We start from the raw sequence: 20,237 nt of genomic DNA, 5'->3' as shown, positions 1-20,237 counted from the left end.
CAGAAAGAGAAAAAAGCTAACCTAAATTGGTTAGCTTTTGTAATGCTTACACTTTTAGCGTTTCAGCTAGTTGTAAAAGCTCATTCGCATGCTGTTTTGTCAAATCTGTCACTTCAACGCCAGAAATCATTCGGGCAATTTCATTTACCTTTTCTCCCTTAGTTAATGCATTCACAGACGTTCTAACACGTTGATCTTCCTCGTGCTTTGAAATATAAAGGTGCGTATCAGCCATTGCCGCCACTTGCGGTAAATGCGTAATACATAACACTTGTGAGTCCTCGGAAATCCGATGAATTTTTTCTGCGATCGCTTGAGCCACACGTCCACTTACCCCTGTATCTACCTCATCAAAAATGACAGACGTAATCCCTTCTTGATGGGAAAAAATTGATTTAATTGCTAACATTATTCTAGAAATTTCTCCACCTGATGCAACTTTCGCTAATGGTTTTAAAGGCTCTCCAGGATTCGTTGATAAATAAAACTCAATTTCATCCATTCCACCTTCGTTAAACGCCACCGCTTGTCCATCAATAATTGGAGAATCTTTTGTTCCTACACGAGGCTGAATTGAAACATCAAATTCTGTTTTTTCCATATAAAGGGAACGAAGCTGAGAATGTATCGCTTTTTTTAATTTATGTGCCGCTTCTTTCCTTAGCTTTGTCAACGTCTGCGCTTCGACATATAAATCTTTCCACGCTGCTTCTAAATCTGCTATCAACTCACTTAATCGATCGTCTTTATGAACAAGTGAATCAAGCTCCTCTTCAATTCTTGCCGCATACTCCATCATTTCTTCAACAGTCGATCCATACTTCCTCTTCAGCTGAGTTAATTCATGTAGTCGACTTTCCACAACTTCTAACCTTGCTGGGTCAAATTCAATAAGTTCCATCTGATTTCGTAACGTAAAAGCCGCTTCCTCAAGTAAATAAAAGCTATTACTAACATTTTCATGTAATGCAGATAGCTCTTTATCAATTGTCGCCGCTTCTTCCAAATGAGCCGTTGCATTAGCAAGAAAATCCAAACCGCGATTCTCACCAAATAAGCTTTGATAACTGTCCTGTAACAGCGAGAAAAGCTTCTCACTATGTTGAAGTTTATGCCGCTCTTCTAATAAACGTTCATCTTCTAACGGTTCTAACTGAGCTTGCTCAATTTCGTTTAGCTGAAATTGATATAAATCAACCTTTTGTGCCATTTCTTGCTCATTTGTACTAAATCGAACAACTTGCTGTTGAAGTTGTAACGCCTTTTTATATAATTCTTGGTATTCGAGCCTCGTTCTCTTCAATAAGACACCTGCATATTCATCTAATAAATGCATATGATGCTCTGGTTGCATTAAGCTTTGATGCTCATGTTGTCCATGAATGTCAACAAGTGTTTGGCCGATCTCACGTAAAATGGCTATCGTCACCATTTTCCCGTTAATACGACAAATGCTTTTACCTTGTGTTGTAATATCTCGACGTAAAATAAACATCTGATCTGAAACATCAATTCCAAGGTCTTTAGCTTTCTCTAAAGCCCTATTTCCTTCTTCAACATGGAACAACCCTTCAATTTCAGCACGTTGCTCACCATAACGTACATAATCAGCCGATCCACGCCCACCTAACAATAATCCAATAGCATCAATAATAATTGATTTACCTGCACCTGTTTCACCAGTTATAACCGTTAATCCTTTTTGAAAAGGAACGGTTAATTGATCAATTATGGCAAAATGTTTGATCGATAGTTCGACTAACACACCTTCACCACCCTTAAAGCATTTCTAAAAAGCGTTCCGTCAATGACAAACCTTTTTCCTTCGTCTTGCAAATAACGAGTATCGTGTCATCCCCACAAATCGTCCCCATAATTTCTGGCCAATCTAAATTATCAATTAATGCACCAATCGCATTAGCATTTCCTGGTAATGTTTTCATGACAATCAAATTGTCTGATCGATCAATACTTACAAAGCTATCCATAAGCGAGCGCTTTAATTTTTGTAGCGGATTAAAACGTTGGTCTGCAGGCAAGCTATATTTATATCGTCCATCCATCATCGGCACCTTAACGAGATGTAGTTCTTTAATATCTCGAGAAACCGTAGCTTGTGTGACGTTATAACCAGCTTGTCTCAATTGTTCAACTAAATCATCCTGCGTTTCAACTTCACCATTCGTAATAATCTCTCGAATTTTAATATGACGCTGTCCTTTATTCATATCGATTCACCTATCTCTTTTCATTTCTCACTACTACCATTATCTACATAAACGAACAAGAATACAATAAGAAAAACTGTGCAGCAGTCTTTTCTTTAAAGCGACGTGCAAAGCCGTTACAACGGTTTTCAGTTTTGCTGAAAGTGGAGTTCTTTCAGCAAAACGTATAACGTGCGAAGCAGTCGCTCTCCTTTGAGTTATCCAACAACCTCTTATAAAAAAAGAAGAAGTGCACTAGCACCTCTTTCACAGCGATTTCAATTGTTCGTGCGCGCGTTCCACAACCTCTTCAACAGAAATCTGATCACGAAGGTGCACGTTACTCATTTCCTCTTCCAATTGTAAATGAAGGAGAAATTCAATATTTCCTTCTCCTCCTTTAATAGGAGAATAATCCAACCCTAGAACGGAATAGCCTTGCCCAAGAGCAAAGTCAATCATTCGTTTAACGACATCTTCATGAATACTTGGATCACGAATGATTCCTTTCTTCCCAACTTGTTCACGTCCCGCTTCAAATTGAGGTTTGATGAGCGCCACAACATCACTCCCAGGTAGAAGCAGTGATTTTAAAACAGGTAAGATTAGCTTAATCGAGATAAACGAAACATCCATACAAGCAAATTGCGGAAGGCCTTTTTGTAAATCAGCCCGTTCTACATAACGAAAATTTGTGCGTTCCATGACGACAACACGCTCATCTTGTCTTAGCTTCCATGATAGTTGGTTATAGCCGACATCAATTGCATAAACGGCTTTTGCCCCATTTTGCAAGGCGCAATCAGTAAAGCTCCTGTTGAAGCACCAATATCAATAACAAGCTTACCCTGAAGGGAAATCAGAAATACGCGAAGAGCCTTTTCTAATTTTAGACCTCCTCGACTAACATAGGGAATTGGATTTCCCTTTACTTCCAACGTGATCGAACTATCGATCTTCACTCCAGGCTTATCAATCCGCTCCGTCCCAGAAAAGACGAGTCCAGCCATAATTGCACGCTTCGCCTTTTCTCTCGTTTCAAACAGTCCACGTTCAACAAGTAAAACATCAATACGTTCTTTCTTAGCCATTCACCTACGCCCTTTGTCTACGTTGTGGCAATAATGTTTGTAGTTGGTCAGCTACATTCGCTGAAGTTAATCCAATCTCCTCAAGTAGCTCATTTACACTTCCATGCTCAATAAATTCATCAGGAATACCCATTCGTTTCATTGATACCATAAATTGATTTTCTTGGAAAAACTCAAGTACAGCACTTCCAAAGCCACCTTGTAATGCTGCTTCCTCTAGAGTAAGCACTGGAATGTTTAATGTTGCTATATCTCGGAGCATATTCTCATCTAATGGTTTAACGGAATTAGCATTAATGAGCTTAACTGAGAGACCTTGTGATTGCAATATATTTACCGCTTCATCAGCAACTGGTATCATCGTTGCAAACGTCAAAATACAGGCATCTGTTCCTTCACGCAGCACTTCCCACTTTCCAATCGGAAGCTGTTGGAGCTGCTTGTCCATTTTCACACCATAACCGTTCCCTCTTGGGTAACGAACTGCAATCGGCCCATCATCATATTGAGTTGCCGTGTAGATCATATGCTGAAGCTCATTTTCATCCTTAGGCATTAAGATTTTCATATTCGGAAGATGACGCAAATAAGCTATATCAAATACACCTTGGTGAGTTTCACCATCTGCACCAACTAAGCCAGCACGATCAATCGCAAAGAGAACATTTAAATTTTGACGACACACATCATGCACAAGCTGATCGTAGCCTCGTTGTAAGAATGTTGAGTATACGGCAAATACAGGCTTCATCCCCTGAGTCGCTAAACCTCCTGCCATTGTCGTAGCATGCTGTTCAGCGATACCGACATCGAACATTCGCTCAGGAAATTCCTTAGCAAATACATCGAGCTTTGTCCCCCCAGGCATTGCAGCAGTTAACGCCACAATACGCTTATCTTCACGAGCGATTGTTTTTAGCGTTTCTGCAAACACGCCACTATAACTTGGTGGGCCAGGTTTTTTAACCACTTCGCCCGACTCAATTTTATATGGACCTAATCCATGCCACGTACCTTTTGCATCTAGCTCAGCTGGCTTGTAGCCTTTCCCTTTTTTCGTCAACACATGAATGAGTACAGGCCCTTTAGTCTTTTTCGCATATTTCATATTCTCAGCCAAGTCCTCTAAGTCATGGCCATCAACAGGTCCTAAGTAAGTGAAACCTAATTCCTCAAAGAAAATACCCGATACTAATAAATATTTCAGGCTATCCTTTACACGTTCAGCTGTTGAAGCAATTTTTCCGCCAAAAGCCGGAATCTTCTTGATTAATTGCTCTAGCTCTTCTTTTGCTTTTTTATATTTTCCAGCCGTACGTAATCTTCCGAGTACATTATGAAGGGCGCCAACATTCGGTGCAATGGACATTTCATTATCATTTAAAACGACAATTAAATCTGTTTGCTCATGTCCAATGTGATTCAGGGCTTCAAGTGCCATCCCACCTGTTAGTGCACCATCTCCAATAATAGCAACGACAGATTCATCCGTACCTTTTATATCACGTGCTGTCGCCATCCCCATCGCAGCAGACAATGAAGTTGAACTATGACCTGTTTCCCAGACGTCATGGTCACTTTCATTACGCTTTGGAAAGCCACACAATCCTTTATATTGACGAAGCTGGTCAAATTGACCCGCTCTTCCTGTTAGTATTTTATGAACATATGCTTGGTGTCCGACATCCCAAATGAACTTGTCCTTAGGGCTTTCAAATAATTGGTGGAGAATTAACGTTAGTTCCACCACCCCTAAATTCGGCCCTAAATGTCCGCCAGTCACGGATAGTTTCTCAATCAAAAATTGTCTAATATCGTTTGCTAATCGTTCAAGCTCTTCGTTCGAATAATGCTTTAATTCGCTTGGGTCTTTAAATTCCTCTAGATTCATAAAGGAACCCTCACTTTCGAGTCAGTTTATCTTTTTTTCTTTTTTCCGTTGTTAGAAAATACTTTGATCTTTAATCTTACCTCTAAAACATATAATAATCTACCTACTTGAAAAATAATCGGTGTTGAATAATGAATCGCAAGCGTTTTACCTATTGCTTTTCCGCCTACAGTTAAGGCTGCGACTACACTCGTAAATAATACCGAAATCACTAAGTATTGTACAGAAGCATCATGATATCCTAATTGTAAAGCAAATTGTAAGACAACATATGCCGAGGCCGTTCCACTAATAATACCAGAAATATCACCGATCACATCATTACAGAAGTTCGCAAATCGGTCGGCATTTCTTGTTATTTGAACCGCTTGCCTCGCCCCTTTTAACCGTTCAGAGGCCATAGCATGAAACGGTTTCTCATCTGCCGCTGTTGCCGCTACACCTATTGTATCAAAGAATACACCTAAAATCACAATAATAAAGACAATCACCATTCCGATCGCCCATGTCACCCCGCTTAATATAAAAGTTGAGATGACTGAAAAAATAGCCGCTAGCACTAAAGTGATAACGGCAATCCATATACTCCAATGTATTGATTTCATAAAATGCTTCATAGTAATTGATCGTCACCTTTTACATCCATTATGTAAGAGAGTGGCCATTTAAAGAGTAAACTCTGTAGCTTAGGTCCAGTAGGGTTTCCCATCTCAGTTCCAATGCGTCGCCGCACTGGCGGTTTCCCTTTAAACCGAGATTGACGCTGTCACCAGTCGCCAGACTAGATTACCACTTAGTCTACACTGCAATCCTCTTTAAATGTCGAGCGAACAGTCTAGGAGATTTCCTCAGCAATCCCGTGCCAATCTTTTATCCTCTTTTGCAGAGATGATTTCATATAGGTAAGATCGTCATTGTTGGCCGACAACAACGAATCTCTTGTTCTATAATCCCCTCACTCTCCACTCAAGGCAGGCTACGCTGCAGACGAGTCCCAACTCGCCTTACAGGTTCATACCCAAAAACCTTACTCAATATACATTGAACGGTTTTTTGGGCCTCCACAGTAAAAGGGTCATCGCCCACATGCCTTTGTGGATCGCCCTTTTACCTTTTCTCCCAGCTTAGACCCAAGCTGGGCGCCTCAAGCCAAAACAAGGAGCTTCATCGATGTGCCCTTTGGCGGATTTTTAGGCCCGCCTTCAAGATTGGAGGACTGACTAGAATACTGTACCACTCTCGTATTAAACTATTATATCACGCGTCAAGATAAAAGCTCAATGGAAATGGATGGGCCTAATGATCACGGTTCGCAATATATTCCGTCAACCCAATCAACATAGAATGATTGATATTGATACCGTATATATATTCTTTCGCTAACGACATATGCTCCGAAAGTTTCTCCTTCGCCCCATCTAGACCTAATAAATTAGGATATGTACTTTTCTTATTGTCAACGTCGCTTCCTACTGGCTTGCCAATAACGGATGAATCACCTTCAACATCCAATATATCATCCTTAATTTGGAAAATGAGACCCAATTCTTTTGAAAATTGGCGTAGCAGCTTACAATCAGCCTCGCTCGCTTCTGCTAAAATGGCACCTGCCATCACTGAGGCTGTTAGTAAATCCCCTGTTTTATGATGATGAATATATAAAAGCTCATCAAGGGTTAATGATTGATCCTCACCCGCCATATCTGCTACTTGACCACCAACCATCCCTGCCGGACCAGCTGCACGTGAAATTTCATGAATAAGCTCCACTTTTTGCTTGTCTGATACAGAATCTTTTTCTAAGGAAGTAATTAACTGAAAGCTGTATGTTAATAACGCATCACCTGCTAAAATGGCTAACGCTTCACCGAACACTTTGTGATTCGTTGGCTTTCCTCTTCTTAAGTCATCGTCATCCATTGCTGGAAGGTCATCGTGGACTAACGAATATGTATGAATCATTTCTAGCGCACAGGCAACATCAACCCCTCGTTCAAGCGGAGCTCCAAAACTCTGTAACGTTGCAAACACAATAGCTGGTCGAACTCGCTTTCCACCGGCATTTAAAGAGTAGAGCATGGCTTTCTTTAATTGTTCAGGAGCTTGTAAAGATTGAATATGCTCAGGAAGCCGTTTTTCTACAAGCTGTTTACTTTGCTGTAAAAATGAACGTAGAGATGTCACGATGATTCGTCCTCCTGAAAGGCGAGTACTTCGACCTCACCATCCTCATGTAAAATCTGATCCATTTGTTTTTCAACCTTTTCAAGCTTTTCATGACAAAACTTTGACAAGGTCATCCCCTCTTGAAACATTGCAATCGCTTCCTCCAAAGGTACGTCACCTTGCTCAAGCTTCTCAACAACTACTTCTAGTTCAGACATCGCTTCTTCAAATGTTTTATCCTTTTTCTCTGACATTGCTCTTTTCCTCCTCTACTAACGAACTCACCTTTACGACTTGACAATGAACATACCCATCCTTTAAACGGACGTTTAATGCCGAACCTTTTTTAATGCTTTTAACCGTTTTAATTATTGAGTTCCTTTCGTCATAGGCTAAGTTATACCCACGTTCCATTAACCTTAACGGACTTAAAAGATGTAATTCATTTATTTTCTGTTCAAAAGGGATTCGTTTACTCTTTAACAGTTCAATGATCGATGCTGTCAAACGACCTTTTAATACCTTCTGCTCCTGTATCGCCTTTTCTAATTTTCGCTCTGGGTGGGCAGAAAGTAGCCTTTGATCGAGCTTATCTAGTATATGCCCTTGCTCATACAACCGTACTGACATTCCCCTTTTCAACTTATCCAAAGCAACATCAAGCTGCTGCTCCTTTTGTTTAACTAACTGTTCAGGATAGCGAAAAGCATATGAATGAATTAAACGCTCATGACGAGATCTTTCCCGGGAAATGGTATCGTTCATTCGTTGGAACAGTCGAGTTGATAAGCTTTTCACATAGCGATTTAACTCATTTACATCTGGTACGGCAAGCTCAGCTGCCCCAGTAGGGGTAGGAGCGCGAAGATCAGCTACAAAGTCACTAATCGTATAATCCGTTTCATGACCGACTGCCGAAATAATTGGCACTTGAGCAGAAGCAATTGCCCTTGCCACTCCTTCATCATTAAATGCCCACAGTTCTTCTATCGATCCTCCTCCACGCCCTACTATTAACACATCAAAGCAATTAGCTTTATCGACTCGTTCAATCGCATTCTTAATCGAGGTAGGAGCTTGATCACCTTGAACGAGAACTGGTAATAACGTTATTTGCGCAAGCGGATAACGTCGCTTTAAAGTCGTCACAATATCACGAATAGCAGCCCCTGTTGGTGAGGTTATTACGGCAATTCGATTTGGAAATCGTGGTAATCCCTTCTTTCTTGATTCAGCAAATAACCCTTCCCGTTCTAACAGCTTCTTCAGTTCCTCATATGCAAGGAATAGACTCCCTACTCCATCAGGTTGCATTTCCTTAGCATATAGCTGGTATTGTCCATAAGGCTCATATACATTGATTTCACCTCGGATTAATACATTCATTCCACTTTCTGGTTTAAAGGTAAGAAAGCGGTTATGTCCAGCAAACATGACAGCTTGCACACGAGAATTTTCATCCTTGACCGTAAAGTATAAATGTCCACGGCTATGTCGTTTCACATTTGAGAGCTCTCCTCTGAGCCACACACTTTGTAAAACAGGATCATATTCAAATTGATTTTTGATGTATCGTGTTAATTCCGTAATCGTATAAATGGATTCAGCGGACATGCGTTCACCTATTTTCGCTGTTGTGCGGATTGGATCGTATTTTCTAAGAGCATTGTTATCGTCATCGGCCCTACTCCACCTGGTACTGGTGTAAGGTAAGAAGCCTTTTCCTTCACGTCATCAAAATCAACGTCCCCACATAATTTACCATCTACTCGATTTATACCGACATCTACGACAATCGCCCCATCTTTAACATCATCAACTTTAATAAATTTTGGACGACCAACAGCAACAATTAGAATATCTGCTTGAGTTGTTAACCCTCTCATATCCTTCGTACGTGAATGGCAATATGTAACGGTCGCATTCTCATTTAATAGTAATTGGCCGACAGGCTTTCCAACAATGTTGCTACGCCCAATAACAACAACATGCTGACCCTCAAGTGGTAATTTAGCCTCTTTCAGCATCTCTACGACACCATAAGGAGTACAAGGCAAAAACGTTTCCTCACCTGTCATCATTTTCCCAATACTAATTGGATGAAACCCGTCGACATCCTTTTCTGGAGCAATCCTTTCAATGACAGCCTGCTCTGTAATATGATTAGGTAATGGTAATTGGACCAGAATTCCATCAATAGCTGGGTCATCGTTAAGTTGATCGATCTCTTGTAGTAGTTCTTCCTCAGAAATACTTTCAGGACGTTCAATAAGTCTAGAATAAATCCCTACATCAGCACAGGCTTTTTGTTTTGCCCTTACATACGTTTGCGATGCTGGATTTTCACCAATTAGAATAACCGCTAGTCCTGGAGTTACATGTTGTTCAACTAAATCTTTAACTTTCTCCTTCATTTGTTCCCTTTTTTTAGTAGCTAACTCTTTTCCGCTTAATAGTTGTGCAGTCATCATTTACTCCCCCTTAATCGTTTCAAGCGCTTTGGAAAGGACACCATTCACAAATTTCCCTGACTCGTCTCCTCCAAATGCTTTCGCAAGTTCAATTCCTTCATTCAATGTCACATTGACAGGAATATCATCTATGTATTTCATTTCATATACCATCATCCGTACAATAGCACGATCGACGAGCCCCATTCGACTAATGGTCCAGCCTTGTAAGCTGTTCATAATAATCTCATCAATCTTAGCAATTTGTGTACTTGTCCCATTCACAAGCTCAAGAAAAAATTCACTTGGTCTTTCTTCTTCACCCACAACGCTTTCAATTGCTTGGTCCGTATCACTTTTTGCTAGATCCATTTGGTACAAAGCTTGTGCTGCTCGTAACCTTGCTACTCTTCGATTCATTTGTTTGACTCCTTTTACCGTAAACTTGCAGTTTGTTATGTTGATAGCATACCATGTTTTCTTTTCGAAGAACAACGTCTTTTAGCTGTCGGTTATTTTAACCATTGATGAACATGTAGTAATTAGACCACTATTCCCTATATATTTCGTTCCAATGAAACCACGAAAGAAGACAGCCTTAAGTAATCTTCAAGGCTGTCCTACTTCTACTTCTATTATAGCTCGTCTTGGTTAGGTTCAACCGTTTCAAACTGCACACCGACAACATGTACATTAACAGCCTGAATATCAATCGCTGTCATCGTTTGAAGTGCTTGCTTCACATTCGACTGAATCAAGTTCGCCACATCAGGGACAGATACACCATATGTAATGACGACCGATACATCGATTGTAATTCCTTCTTCTTCGAGATCTACCTTAACCCCTTTACCATGGTTCTTTCGGCCTAGCTTTTCAGCTACATCTGTAGCAAAATTCCCTCGCATCGTTGCTACACCATCTACCTCAGAAGCAGCGATTCCAGCAATGACCTCAATCACCTCAGGAGAAATTTCAACTTTACCAAGCTCTGATTTTTGCTCTTCTAATTCCAAACTAGGGTTTTCATTCATATTCTTCCCTCCTATTTATTTAATGAAATAGCCATGACATCATGCTCTTCTAGAAATTTAGTATTAAAGTGCCCCGAAACAAACGTCTCATGCTGAAGTAATCGTAAATGGAAAGGAATAGTCGTTTCAACACCAGGACCTTCAACTTCGAATTCTTCTAAAGCACGAATCATTTTTGCAATGGCCTCTTCTCTCGTTGCACCATGTGTAATAACTTTCGCAATCATTGAATCATAATAAGGAGTAATCATATAATCAGGGTAAGCAGCAGAATCAACACGTACCCCAAGTCCACCTGGAGCTAAATATTGGTTAATTCGACCAGGTGCAGGCATGAAGTTCTTTGCCGGGTTTTCTGCATTAATCCGACATTCAATCGACCAGCCTTGGAATGTAACATCCTCTTGCTTATACGTTAATTGTTCACCACTCGCAACCCGGATTTGCTCCTTAATTAAATCAATTCCTGTTACCATCTCTGTAACCGGGTGCTCAACTTGAATACGTGTATTCATTTCCATAAAATAAAATTCACCACTATTATGGTCATAAATAAATTCAACCGTTCCTGCCCCCGCATATTGAACAGCCTTAGCTGCGTTCACTGCAGCTTCCCCCATTTCCTTCCTTTTACTTTCGGAAATAGCTGGCGACGGTGTTTCTTCAAGTAACTTCTGTAGCCTACGTTGAATACTACAATCACGCTCTCCTAAATGAATCGTATTACCATGTAAATCAGCTAATACTTGAATTTCAACATGACGAAAATCCTCAATGTATTTTTCAATATAAATACCTGGATTACCAAAGTTAGTAGCCGCTTCCTGCTGAGTGATGTTCATTCCTTTTTTTAATTCTTCAGGTGTACGGGCAACGCGAATTCCTTTACCGCCACCACCAGCAGTTGCTTTAATAATAACAGGGAAGCCGATCTCATTTGCAACCTTTAAGCCGTCTTCAACAGTTTCAACAATTCCATTTGAACCAGGAACAATCGGAACACCAGCTTTTTCCATAGTCTTACGTGCAACATCTTTTGTTCCCATTTGGCTAATCGCATTGGGACTTGGACCTATAAATGTAATATTACACGCTGCACAAATTTCAGCAAAATCAGCATTTTCAGCTAAAAACCCATAACCAGGATGAATCGCATCTGTTTCCGTTAACGTCGCAACACTCATAATATTCGTTACATTCAAATAGCTTTGATTCGATGCGGTCGGACCAATACAATAAGCCTCATCTGCTAATCGTACGTGTAACGAATCTTTATCCGCTTCCGAATAAACAGCGACTGTTTCAATATTCATTTCCCGACAAGCGCGGATGATTCTTACCGCAATCTCCCCTCGATTGGCAATTAAAACTTTTTTAATCATCTGTTCTCTCTCCTATACTAAGCAGGCTCGACTACGAATAATGGTTGGCCGTATTCAACAAGCTCACCATTTTCAGCTAGGATTTCAACAACCTTCCCACTTACTTCTGCTTCAATTTCGTTCATTAATTTCATTGCTTCAACGATACAAACAACTGAGTTTGCTTGCACTTGATCTCCTATTTGTACATAAGGGTCTGAGTCAGGTGAAGGAGCCGAATAAAAGGTCCCTACCATTGGTGATGTAATCGTATGTAAGTTAGCATTTGTTGCTGGCGCTGGCGCTTCTTCTCCTTGCGAACTTTGCGGAGTTGAAGTCGCCTGTGTAGGTGCTGACTGTGCAACTGGTGCCTGAGTTTGCTGAACAGCAACTGGAGCTTGTTCGACTACTTGTAGTTCTCTTTGCTTCTTTAACACAAGCTTGGAGCCTTCCTGTTCGAATTTCAATTCGTCGATATTTGAATCGTCCAATGCTTTAATTAAATCTTTTAATTCATTTACTGTTAACATTGTATACACTCCTTCTTCTTCCCATGCAGAACGCAACTTTTTATATATTTCAATTTATTCGACAAGCCTGTTAGAAAAACCTGCCTATCAAATCAATTGTTATTTTAATCTTCCTCATTAACCTCTACTTCTGTTGTACGAGGTGTATAGTCTTTTTTATATTGACGAAATACAGGGAACTCTGATAAGTTCTCAGGAATCTTGCCATCCTCAAGTAAAATGATTTTGACTATATCTTTATTTCGCGCCATGTGATATTTATCTCCGTACTCATTTTCTTGCGTATATTTCTTTAAACTTTGATAATCGTCCTCTTGAATTGACACTTTATATGTACCTTCATCCTCATCTTCAATTTGCTGTTCAAAACCAATTTCAAATTCAACAATTTGGATGTGATCATTTTTCATATTACGCGTTTGCTCAAGTACGGCTTTCGCTCCTTCAGTTAAATCATTCCATTCCATTTCATAATCGCTCCTCATTATATGATCTTTGCGTATTATATCAAAGAACGTACCATCAGTCACCTTTTGATAAGAAAAACACGATAGCGTCTTTTCTTATTAGCGTTGTGCGGAGCCGTCACCCGATTTTGAAAGCCTTGCAATGAGTGTTTTTTTCATAGAAAGGCGCTACGAGCGGAGCCATTACTCCTTTTAAGTTACTAGAAACATATTTCCGTAAAAAAAACGCAAAAGAGACCCCCAAAAATGAAAGCCGGTGAAATTTACGACAAATAAAATTTCAACCGGCTTTTCATTTCAGAGGAAGGTTTTGTCCCAGCCTCTTCTGCATTTTATACATTTCATCATTACTTATTCATGCCTGTATGTCCCACCGCAATACTTGTTTCATCTAAATTAAGGTTCAATTGTGAAATCGTTAATTGTAGTAATTCATTTGCTTGCTCACGAGAAAGATCCTCTGATTGTACAAGGACTCTAACCTGCTCCTGATCAGCCAAAACAAGTGCATCATCAAACCCTTTTGCCAAAATGAGTTGTTCTAAAATGACTTCATCATTTTGAAGTTGGTGCAGATCAGCTTCTAATTGATGTGCATCAGCTTTTTCCTCTGCTGTAGCCTCTTCTGAAGCACGAATTCTTGTGTATTCTTCTTTTAATCGATCTCGATTTGCCTGTACTTCCATGCGAATCGTCGTAAATGCTTCATTCGTTGAAATTGTTGAAATCTCTCCATATTCTCCTTCTTCTATTGCTACATCTAACTCATCAGCGATATTGCCTAATACGGCATTCACGTCATCACTTTCTAGTTCTAAATCTTCTTGATCCCTAATTTCATTCTCATCACCATCTTGCAGTTCATCCCCTTCAAGATCCTCATCAGAATAAGCGAAATCATTTTGCGCTGGATCCGTTGGGATGACATAATACACTGATAAGACAATAATTAAGCTAAGCATTGTTAATAACCAAACTGTTTGTTTTTTCAAGACCATTAAGAACCCTCCTTAGTTTTTTTCGGCATAACCGAAATGCGATGTGATGGAACATCTAATACACGACTCACAGCTTCAATCACTTGACTCTTCGAATTCGCATTTTCAACACCTTGTGCAACAACGAGCACCCCTCTTACTTCTGGTTTTTCTTTATGAATAAGGATTGGAACTTCCTTATCACCTTCTCGAATAATGACAACTTGTTCTTCTCTCGTGCGATCATCAACCGTTCTCTTTCCACCTTCTCGATCCGTTTCATCTGTCAGTTGTTCTTTCGTGACACTGTCCCTTTCATAGACAGATCGTTCTGTCTCAGCTAAATTCACCATAACCGAAACATCAGACAGTCCAATCATTTGTTCCAATAACTCTTTTAATTGATTTTCATAACGCATTTCATAGTCTTCCATCGAATTAGGTTCTGCTGACCTGTCCCGTTTAAAGGCTTCTTCAACCTCGTCTACATCCTCACTTTCGTTATAAACAGGCAAAGATTGATCCGTTTCATTTTGATCAGACAGAAGATTCCCCATAATCATTAGGGCAACTCCTAAGCAGCCAAGAAGGACAAGATAATGGAGAGGGAGACGTCGATTTTTTCCATTATTAGATTTTTTCATTAATGATTGGAGCCACTTCTGATCCTTTTCTTCATTCTGCTTCACTTTGCTTGTTTCCCCCCTTCCCACGCGACTTGAATCTTTTCTTTTGGCACATTCCAATTGTGAGCAAGAAATTGCTGAACATCTGCTAATGATTCAAACTCTTGTTGCTCGTCATCCTCGTTTCGATTCGATTCGGAAATATCAATGCGAATCGGTTGAACAGCCTCAACGCTAGCGTCAGATTCAGACTGTTCCTCTTCTAGCTCTGTATAAACGAATGTATGGATGACTTCTAATGAATCAATGGCATCTTGAATCGTTTCGAGCTCACCCTCCCACAGCAGTTCAACTTCTACTCTCGCTATTTCCAAATCATATCCCTCTCGCAATTCGTCTTTTACTTGATTCTCCAATTGGACAGCCATCTGTTCAGAAATATATGCACGTTGTCCCAACTCTATCTCTTTTTTTTGCAAATTTATTGCCTCTTGGACGACTTTTTCTGTTTCATCTGTCTGAACAGACAGTGAAACGAGCCATTCATCCACATCTTCTGTGAAAATGGATAATAGTGGCTGTAGCATAGCGACTAATAATAATAGTCCAACCACTAGCTTCACATAACGTTGCATATGAGAGTTTGGTAGCATCAACTCCAAAATCGTCGCCAATAAAATAATGAGAATAATTGTCGTTAACCAGCCTGTTAAACTTGCCATTTCACTCCCTCCTCCCCTTAAGGCATTGAAAAAGTTTGGTTTTCAATTTTTTTGTGCCCTTTAACCAATGAGCGAAACCTTTGCCTGATTTGAAAAGAATGATACGAATGGATTTCTCTTATCAATTGAGCAACAGATGAAGCCATTGCTTGTCAAATCAAAGGTACTGAAAAAGTTGATTTGTCCTTTTTCAGTGGCCTCCCTCACCTCATCATTAGCGACACATTTCCAGCCGCAATCATAATCGTAATAGCCAAAAAGAACATCAGACATACAACGGCAAGTGCAGCAAAAACAAACATAACCGCTTTTCCAATAATCGATAGACATTCGATAATAGGGCCACCACCAAGTGGTTGTAAAACAGCGGCTGATAAATTGAAAATAATCGCGAGTGAAAGCACCTTCATCGCCGGAAATGCACAAAGCATGAGCAAAATTCCTAGCCCTGCTAGTCCAATCGTATTTTTTAATAATAACGAGGCGCTCATGACTGTATCCGCAGCATCCGTAAACATCCTACCTACAACCGGAACTAGATTCCCTGCTAAAAACTTAGCCGTTCTTACCGTCACACCATCTGAAACAGCCGTAGCGGCTCCTTGAACTGAAATAACACCAAGGAAAATGGTCAAAAAGATACCTAATGAACCGACCGCTATATTTCGTAAGAACGTAGCAAGCTTGGACACTTTGTAGTGATCTGTTAACGTACTAACAATACTTAAAACGGCTGACAAAAATAACAGTGGTAGAACTATTTTTTGAATAAATAACCCACTCATGTTTACGAGAAAAATAATTAATGGGTGAAATAGTGCTGCTGTCGTTATATTACCAATCGCCGCCATCATCGCAAGCATGAGCGGAAGTAGAGCAATCATAAAATGAATCATTGAATTAACGGCGTCTGTAGCATACGTAATCGCTACTCGGAAGCTATTTAATGCAATGATCATTAAGACCATATACGTAATGGCATAAGCAACCTTACTAACGGCCTGTTTTTCAAATGCATTTTGAAGAGATTGAAGGATCATACAAAAGACTGTCAATAAAATAAGAGACCCTAATAATTTTCCATTTACGACTAATTCATGAAGTAAATATTTCACAAAGCCAATGCCCCAGTCTTTAAAGGAAAATTGCTTGTCTCCTTTTATAAAATCCATAAAGGAACCTTTTTGACTTTCGGGGAGAAAGCCCCCATATTCCCTTGAAATTTCCTCCCAATATTGAATGACTTCATCTAATTGTAAGTTCTCTACTTGACGTTCAATAAAGCCTTCTTCATTAAAAGGTTCTTCTTCAGCGAAGGTCATAACTGGGAAACATGTAACAACGAAAAGTACGACAATGAGAAAGAAACCAACTCGCTTCAACAAAGAACACCTCAACCTTCTTTTTAGGTTGGTAACAATGACAACACCATCTCAATGACAGCTGTTAAAATCGGAATAGCAAGCACGAGTATTAAAATTTTCCCGGCTAATTCAATTTTTGAAGCAATAGCAGCTTGTCCAGCGTCTTTAGCTATTTGAGAACCAAACTCTGCGATATAGGCAATACCGATAATTTTTAGGATTGTTTGCAAATACATCATATTAAGATCCGCTCGCTCTGCTATTCCTTCAAGCATCTCGATGATTTTGACAATCTCATCAATGAGAAATAGAAAGATGAATACACCAACAAAGACTGTCAGCATAAAGGCAAACATCGGCTTTTGTTCCTTCACAACTAGGGCTAGGAAGGTTGCGATTAACCCTAACCCAACAATTTGAATAATATCAATCGCCACTCACCTCACCCTTGAAACAGAAACACGCCTCTAATTTTCTGAAATAAATCATCAACAATTGTTGCAACCATATAAAGAACGACGACAAACCCAATTAAGGTGACCCAATGTGCCCAATCTTCTTTTCCCATCTGTTTCAATACCGTGTGAATCATCGCGACGACGATGCCAATTCCAGCAATCTGAAAGATGGTGTTCACATCATACATCACAACCTCTCCTCCTCCTTCTTACACCAATAGGATGACAACTAGTAAGCCTGCTAGAAAGCCTAAGCTTTTCACCATCTTTTCATACCGATGCTGTCTCTCGCGCGCTTCTTGCTCCTCTCTTGCCAGATGAGCTAACGTTAAATGAATTTGCTTTTGTTGCTGATCACGGTCATGCTGTCCGAGTGTTGCGCCAAATTGTAGCATCACTTCACGTTCACTATCTAAAAGAGCCGTCCTAGGCCAAACAACTTCAATACTTGCTTGCCACGCATCAAAGGCACTATGCTCTTGCTCTAGTAGCTTTTCTGAAAACAAATCAAACACTGTACTAACTGGCTTAGGCAGTTGCTTAGCAATATGCTCAGCAGCTTGAGCTAGTGGTGTTAACCCATACATCATCTCTGCCTCCAATGACTGAACAGCTACTTTTAGTTGTCTTAATTGTTTAGGTCTATCACTTAATCGTTTGGCATATTCAAAACCCATCCACGTAGTGACAAGGATAATTATGAGAGAACCGACCCATTTCACGTCACACTCACCAAATCTTTCTTATATTGATTTCGGATTCGCTTAATCTCACCAGGCTTCTGAGTACGAGTCAATTCAATACAACGTTCAAACGCACTCATTTCAAATAATGGCTTTAAGGTTGGACGCTTCTCAACATCTTCCATTGAATATCCATGGGCGGTCGTCATTACTTTAACTCCTGCATGAAGAGCCTCTTGGACGGCTATAACATCCTCTTCTCGTCCAATTTCATCAACAATTAAGACGTCCGGACTCATCGAACGAATGAGCATCATCATTCCTTCTGCTTTCGGACAACCATCTAAAACGTCTACGCGAGCACCTAACTCAAGCTGCGGGACGCCTCTTAGACTCGCTGCAATTTCTGAACGCTCATCGACAATTCCAACTTTTAGTGCTGGAATGTGACGTTTCTCTATTCCTTGACTAATGATACGTGCTAAATCCCGTAGCAAAGTTGTTTTACCTGTTTGTGGAGGTCCAATGAGGATCGTATTACACCAACGTCCTTGATAAAGCTTTGATAGTAATGGTTCAGCTGATCCAATTGCTTGCCGGGCAACTCGAATATTAAAGGAGCTAATATCACGCAATGTTTTCACTGAACCTTTTTCTAAAATGACTTTACCAGCTAGTCCAACACGATGGCCTCCTGTTATTGTGATAAACCCTCGACGTAGTTCTTCTTCAAAAGCATAGATCGAGTATTGGCTAAGTTGGTTCATAACAAATTTCGCATCATCTGCTGAAACAACATATACCCTATCTTGTTGGCGTGGATAATAGGGGAGACCTGCTGATATGACTTCAAGAGGCTTGTTCATACGTAACCGTATTTCTTCTATTGTTGAGAAAACCGTGCGATCCATTTGCTTCAATACTTGTCTAATGGAATGGGGTAGGACGGAACTAATTTCGTGGATCATCGTCTTCTCCTCCTTTTTTATTTTGCTAAACCTATCAAAATGAGCGTAACTCCGGAAGCAATGAAAGCAACCTTTATGAATGAAAGCTGATCTTTCATTCCAATTAAACCGATGCTAATCGATAAAATTAGAATGGTTGGCCCTATAATGGCAAGGGCTGCATTGACCGCTATCGCCTTTTCGACACTGTTCAAGCGCAACATAAGAGCGGCAGCTGTTAATTCAATTAGTCCTGAAACAAGACGTAATCCAACCATGATTAACAGTGCAACTTCAATTGAAAAGAACCACGTTTTCACTACTTCACCCCTCACACTCACTTTGTACAACCTATGAGCCAATTCTTAAATTCAGAACCTAAGAAAAAAGGGATTTGTCAAAAGGTGAAAGCACCTTTTGACAAATCCCTAAAAGCACCAATAAAAACGGCGGAATCGTTATAAAACTGTTAAGATTGGGTGAACGTACTTTTCCTTTCAACCAACCATGTAACTTACGCGCAAACTCACTTTCATCTCCCAATCAAAATTTCATCAATTCTTTTATCTAAAAAAGAGTTCCAAAAGGGGTTATAACACCCTTATGAAACCCCTCTATTACAACTATGCACGTGAAACATATGCACTGCTGCGTGTATCAATAATGAGAACATCGCCTTGGTTCACAAAGAAAGGGACTTGGACGGTTAAGCCCGTTTCAACAGTTGCAGGCTTTGTTCCACCTGAAGCGGTGTCTCCTTTTATACCTGGTTCTGTTTCCGTCACTTCTAATTCAACCGTATTAGGAACTTCTACGCCTAACGTTTCACCTTCATAGCTAATAATTTGAACTTCCATATTTTCTTTTAAAAATTGAAGCTCATGCTCAATCTGCGCTGTTGCTAGCTCAATTTGTTCATACGTTTCGTTATCCATAAACGCATGCATATCCCCATTTGCATACAAATATTGCATACGACGGTTTTCAATATGTGCCTTCGATACTTTCTCTCCTGCACGAAACGTCTTCTCTTGAACCGATCCCGTACGTAAATTACGTAGCTTTGAACGAACAAACGCCGCTCCTTTCCCCGGCTTGACATGTTGGAATTCCATCACTTGCCAAATCCCACCATCTACTTCAATTGTTAAACCTGTTTTAAAATCATTTACTGAAATCATTGTTTTATTCCTCCATATTCCGAGCTTTGACGTGACATCACGTTATCTACTATACCACAGCTTGGAAAAACTTTCTCAGTCA

General features: G+C 40.1%; 23 protein-coding genes and 1 pseudogene. All 24 read right to left on the bottom strand.

From position 1 onward, the window contains the following. Nucleotides 1-46: 46 nt before the first annotated feature. The 24 genes and pseudogenes from recN to efp all read right to left on the bottom strand — a co-directional run bounded on the left by recN (nt 47) and on the right by efp (nt 20,155). A complete protein-coding gene (recN, locus tag JCM9152_RS15325) occupies nt 47-1,765 on the bottom strand; it encodes a DNA repair protein RecN (protein ID WP_035346046.1) in 1,719 nt (572 codons plus the stop codon). Nucleotides 1,766-1,778: 13 nt separating this feature from the next. Beyond that, nucleotides 1,779-2,228, bottom strand: coding sequence for a transcriptional regulator AhrC/ArgR (ahrC, locus tag JCM9152_RS15320; protein ID WP_035346045.1), 450 nt, complete (start codon nt 2,226-2,228; stop codon nt 1,779-1,781). 246 nt (nt 2,229-2,474) lie between these two features. Beyond that, nucleotides 2,475-3,298: pseudogene (locus JCM9152_RS15315) on the bottom strand (TlyA family RNA methyltransferase). 4 nt (nt 3,299-3,302) lie between these two features. Continuing rightward, nucleotides 3,303-5,189, bottom strand: coding sequence for a 1-deoxy-D-xylulose-5-phosphate synthase (gene dxs, locus JCM9152_RS15310; protein ID WP_035346043.1), 1,887 nt, complete (start codon nt 5,187-5,189; stop codon nt 3,303-3,305). 26 nt (nt 5,190-5,215) lie between these two features. Continuing rightward, on the bottom strand, nt 5,216-5,806 hold the full coding sequence (locus JCM9152_RS15305; RefSeq protein ID WP_035346042.1) for a CNNM metal transporter family protein: 591 nt from the start codon (nt 5,804-5,806) through the stop codon (nt 5,216-5,218). Nucleotides 5,807-6,485: 679 nt separating this feature from the next. Further along, entirely contained in the window at nt 6,486-7,376 is an 891-nt protein-coding gene (locus JCM9152_RS15300) for a polyprenyl synthetase family protein (RefSeq protein ID WP_148296520.1), read from the bottom strand. Next, on the bottom strand, nt 7,370-7,609 hold the full coding sequence (locus JCM9152_RS15295) for an exodeoxyribonuclease VII small subunit (RefSeq protein ID WP_035346039.1): 240 nt from the start codon (nt 7,607-7,609) through the stop codon (nt 7,370-7,372). Before JCM9152_RS15295 ends, JCM9152_RS15300 begins: the two co-directional genes overlap by 7 nt. Further along, nucleotides 7,590-8,969: an exodeoxyribonuclease VII large subunit gene (gene xseA, locus JCM9152_RS15290; protein ID WP_035346037.1), complete on the bottom strand. Its 1,380-nt coding sequence runs from the start codon at nt 8,967-8,969 to the stop codon at nt 7,590-7,592. The genes JCM9152_RS15295 and xseA overlap by 20 nt, the downstream gene beginning before the upstream one ends. An 8-nt stretch (nt 8,970-8,977) precedes the next feature. Then, entirely contained in the window at nt 8,978-9,823 is an 846-nt protein-coding gene (gene folD / locus JCM9152_RS15285; protein ID WP_035346109.1) for a bifunctional methylenetetrahydrofolate dehydrogenase/methenyltetrahydrofolate cyclohydrolase FolD, read from the bottom strand. A 3-nt stretch (nt 9,824-9,826) separates the two neighbouring features. Continuing rightward, on the bottom strand, nt 9,827-10,225 hold the full coding sequence (gene nusB, locus JCM9152_RS15280; RefSeq protein WP_035346036.1) for a transcription antitermination factor NusB: 399 nt from the start codon (nt 10,223-10,225) through the stop codon (nt 9,827-9,829). A gap of 215 nt (nt 10,226-10,440) precedes the next feature. Beyond that, the gene (locus JCM9152_RS15275; protein WP_035346034.1) at nt 10,441-10,839 is read right to left on the bottom strand and encodes an Asp23/Gls24 family envelope stress response protein; all 399 of its coding nucleotides are present in this window, start codon (nt 10,837-10,839) and stop codon (nt 10,441-10,443) included. An 11-nt stretch (nt 10,840-10,850) separates the two neighbouring features. Then, nucleotides 10,851-12,221, bottom strand: coding sequence for an acetyl-CoA carboxylase biotin carboxylase subunit (gene accC, locus JCM9152_RS15270; RefSeq protein WP_035346032.1), 1,371 nt, complete (start codon nt 12,219-12,221; stop codon nt 10,851-10,853). 17 nt (nt 12,222-12,238) lie between these two features. Beyond that, nucleotides 12,239-12,730, bottom strand: a complete 492-nt coding sequence (gene accB, locus JCM9152_RS15265; RefSeq protein ID WP_035346030.1) for an acetyl-CoA carboxylase biotin carboxyl carrier protein — start codon at nt 12,728-12,730, stop codon at nt 12,239-12,241. Between the two features lie 104 nt (nt 12,731-12,834). After that, nucleotides 12,835-13,197: a hypothetical protein gene (locus JCM9152_RS15260; RefSeq protein ID WP_035346028.1), complete on the bottom strand. Its 363-nt coding sequence runs from the start codon at nt 13,195-13,197 to the stop codon at nt 12,835-12,837. Between the two features lie 347 nt (nt 13,198-13,544). Continuing rightward, a complete protein-coding gene (locus JCM9152_RS15255) occupies nt 13,545-14,195 on the bottom strand; it encodes a SpoIIIAH-like family protein (RefSeq protein WP_035346026.1) in 651 nt (216 codons plus the stop codon). Continuing rightward, the gene (gene spoIIIAG, locus JCM9152_RS15250) at nt 14,195-14,863 is read right to left on the bottom strand and encodes a stage III sporulation protein AG (RefSeq protein ID WP_035346024.1); all 669 of its coding nucleotides are present in this window, start codon (nt 14,861-14,863) and stop codon (nt 14,195-14,197) included. The genes JCM9152_RS15255 and spoIIIAG overlap by 1 nt, the downstream gene beginning before the upstream one ends. After that, the gene (gene spoIIIAF / locus JCM9152_RS15245) at nt 14,860-15,522 is read right to left on the bottom strand and encodes a stage III sporulation protein AF (protein WP_035346022.1); all 663 of its coding nucleotides are present in this window, start codon (nt 15,520-15,522) and stop codon (nt 14,860-14,862) included. The genes spoIIIAG and spoIIIAF overlap by 4 nt, the downstream gene beginning before the upstream one ends. A 203-nt stretch (nt 15,523-15,725) precedes the next feature. Then, complete coding sequence (spoIIIAE, locus tag JCM9152_RS15240; RefSeq protein WP_035346019.1) at nt 15,726-16,904, bottom strand: stage III sporulation protein AE; 1,179 nt, start codon at nt 16,902-16,904, stop codon at nt 15,726-15,728. Between the two features lie 23 nt (nt 16,905-16,927). Beyond that, the gene (spoIIIAD, locus tag JCM9152_RS15235; RefSeq protein ID WP_148296519.1) at nt 16,928-17,323 is read right to left on the bottom strand and encodes a stage III sporulation protein AD; all 396 of its coding nucleotides are present in this window, start codon (nt 17,321-17,323) and stop codon (nt 16,928-16,930) included. A gap of 5 nt (nt 17,324-17,328) precedes the next feature. Further along, nucleotides 17,329-17,535, bottom strand: coding sequence for a stage III sporulation protein AC (gene spoIIIAC, locus JCM9152_RS15230; protein ID WP_148296518.1), 207 nt, complete (start codon nt 17,533-17,535; stop codon nt 17,329-17,331). 18 nt (nt 17,536-17,553) lie between these two features. Continuing rightward, nucleotides 17,554-18,066 carry a stage III sporulation protein SpoIIIAB gene (spoIIIAB, locus tag JCM9152_RS15225; RefSeq protein ID WP_035346017.1) on the bottom strand — a complete coding sequence of 171 codons (513 nt, stop codon included), beginning with the start codon at nt 18,064-18,066 and terminating at the stop codon, nt 17,554-17,556. Then, nucleotides 18,063-18,992, bottom strand: coding sequence for a stage III sporulation protein AA (gene spoIIIAA, locus JCM9152_RS15220; RefSeq protein WP_035346105.1), 930 nt, complete (start codon nt 18,990-18,992; stop codon nt 18,063-18,065). Before spoIIIAA ends, spoIIIAB begins: the two co-directional genes overlap by 4 nt. A gap of 20 nt (nt 18,993-19,012) precedes the next feature. After that, nucleotides 19,013-19,294 carry a YqhV family protein gene (locus JCM9152_RS15215; RefSeq protein ID WP_035346015.1) on the bottom strand — a complete coding sequence of 94 codons (282 nt, stop codon included), beginning with the start codon at nt 19,292-19,294 and terminating at the stop codon, nt 19,013-19,015. Between the two features lie 303 nt (nt 19,295-19,597). Beyond that, nucleotides 19,598-20,155, bottom strand: a complete 558-nt coding sequence (gene efp, locus JCM9152_RS15210; protein ID WP_035346013.1) for an elongation factor P — start codon at nt 20,153-20,155, stop codon at nt 19,598-19,600. Nucleotides 20,156-20,237 lie beyond the last annotated feature (82 nt).

Origin of the sequence: Halalkalibacter hemicellulosilyticusJCM 9152, from assembly GCF_000513115.1 — a bacterium.
Lineage (GTDB): Bacteria > Bacillota > Bacilli > Bacillales > Bacillaceae_D > Halalkalibacter > Halalkalibacter hemicellulosilyticus.
Note: the sequence above shows the minus strand (reverse complement) of the source record. Positions and strands in the feature narration are given on the sequence as shown.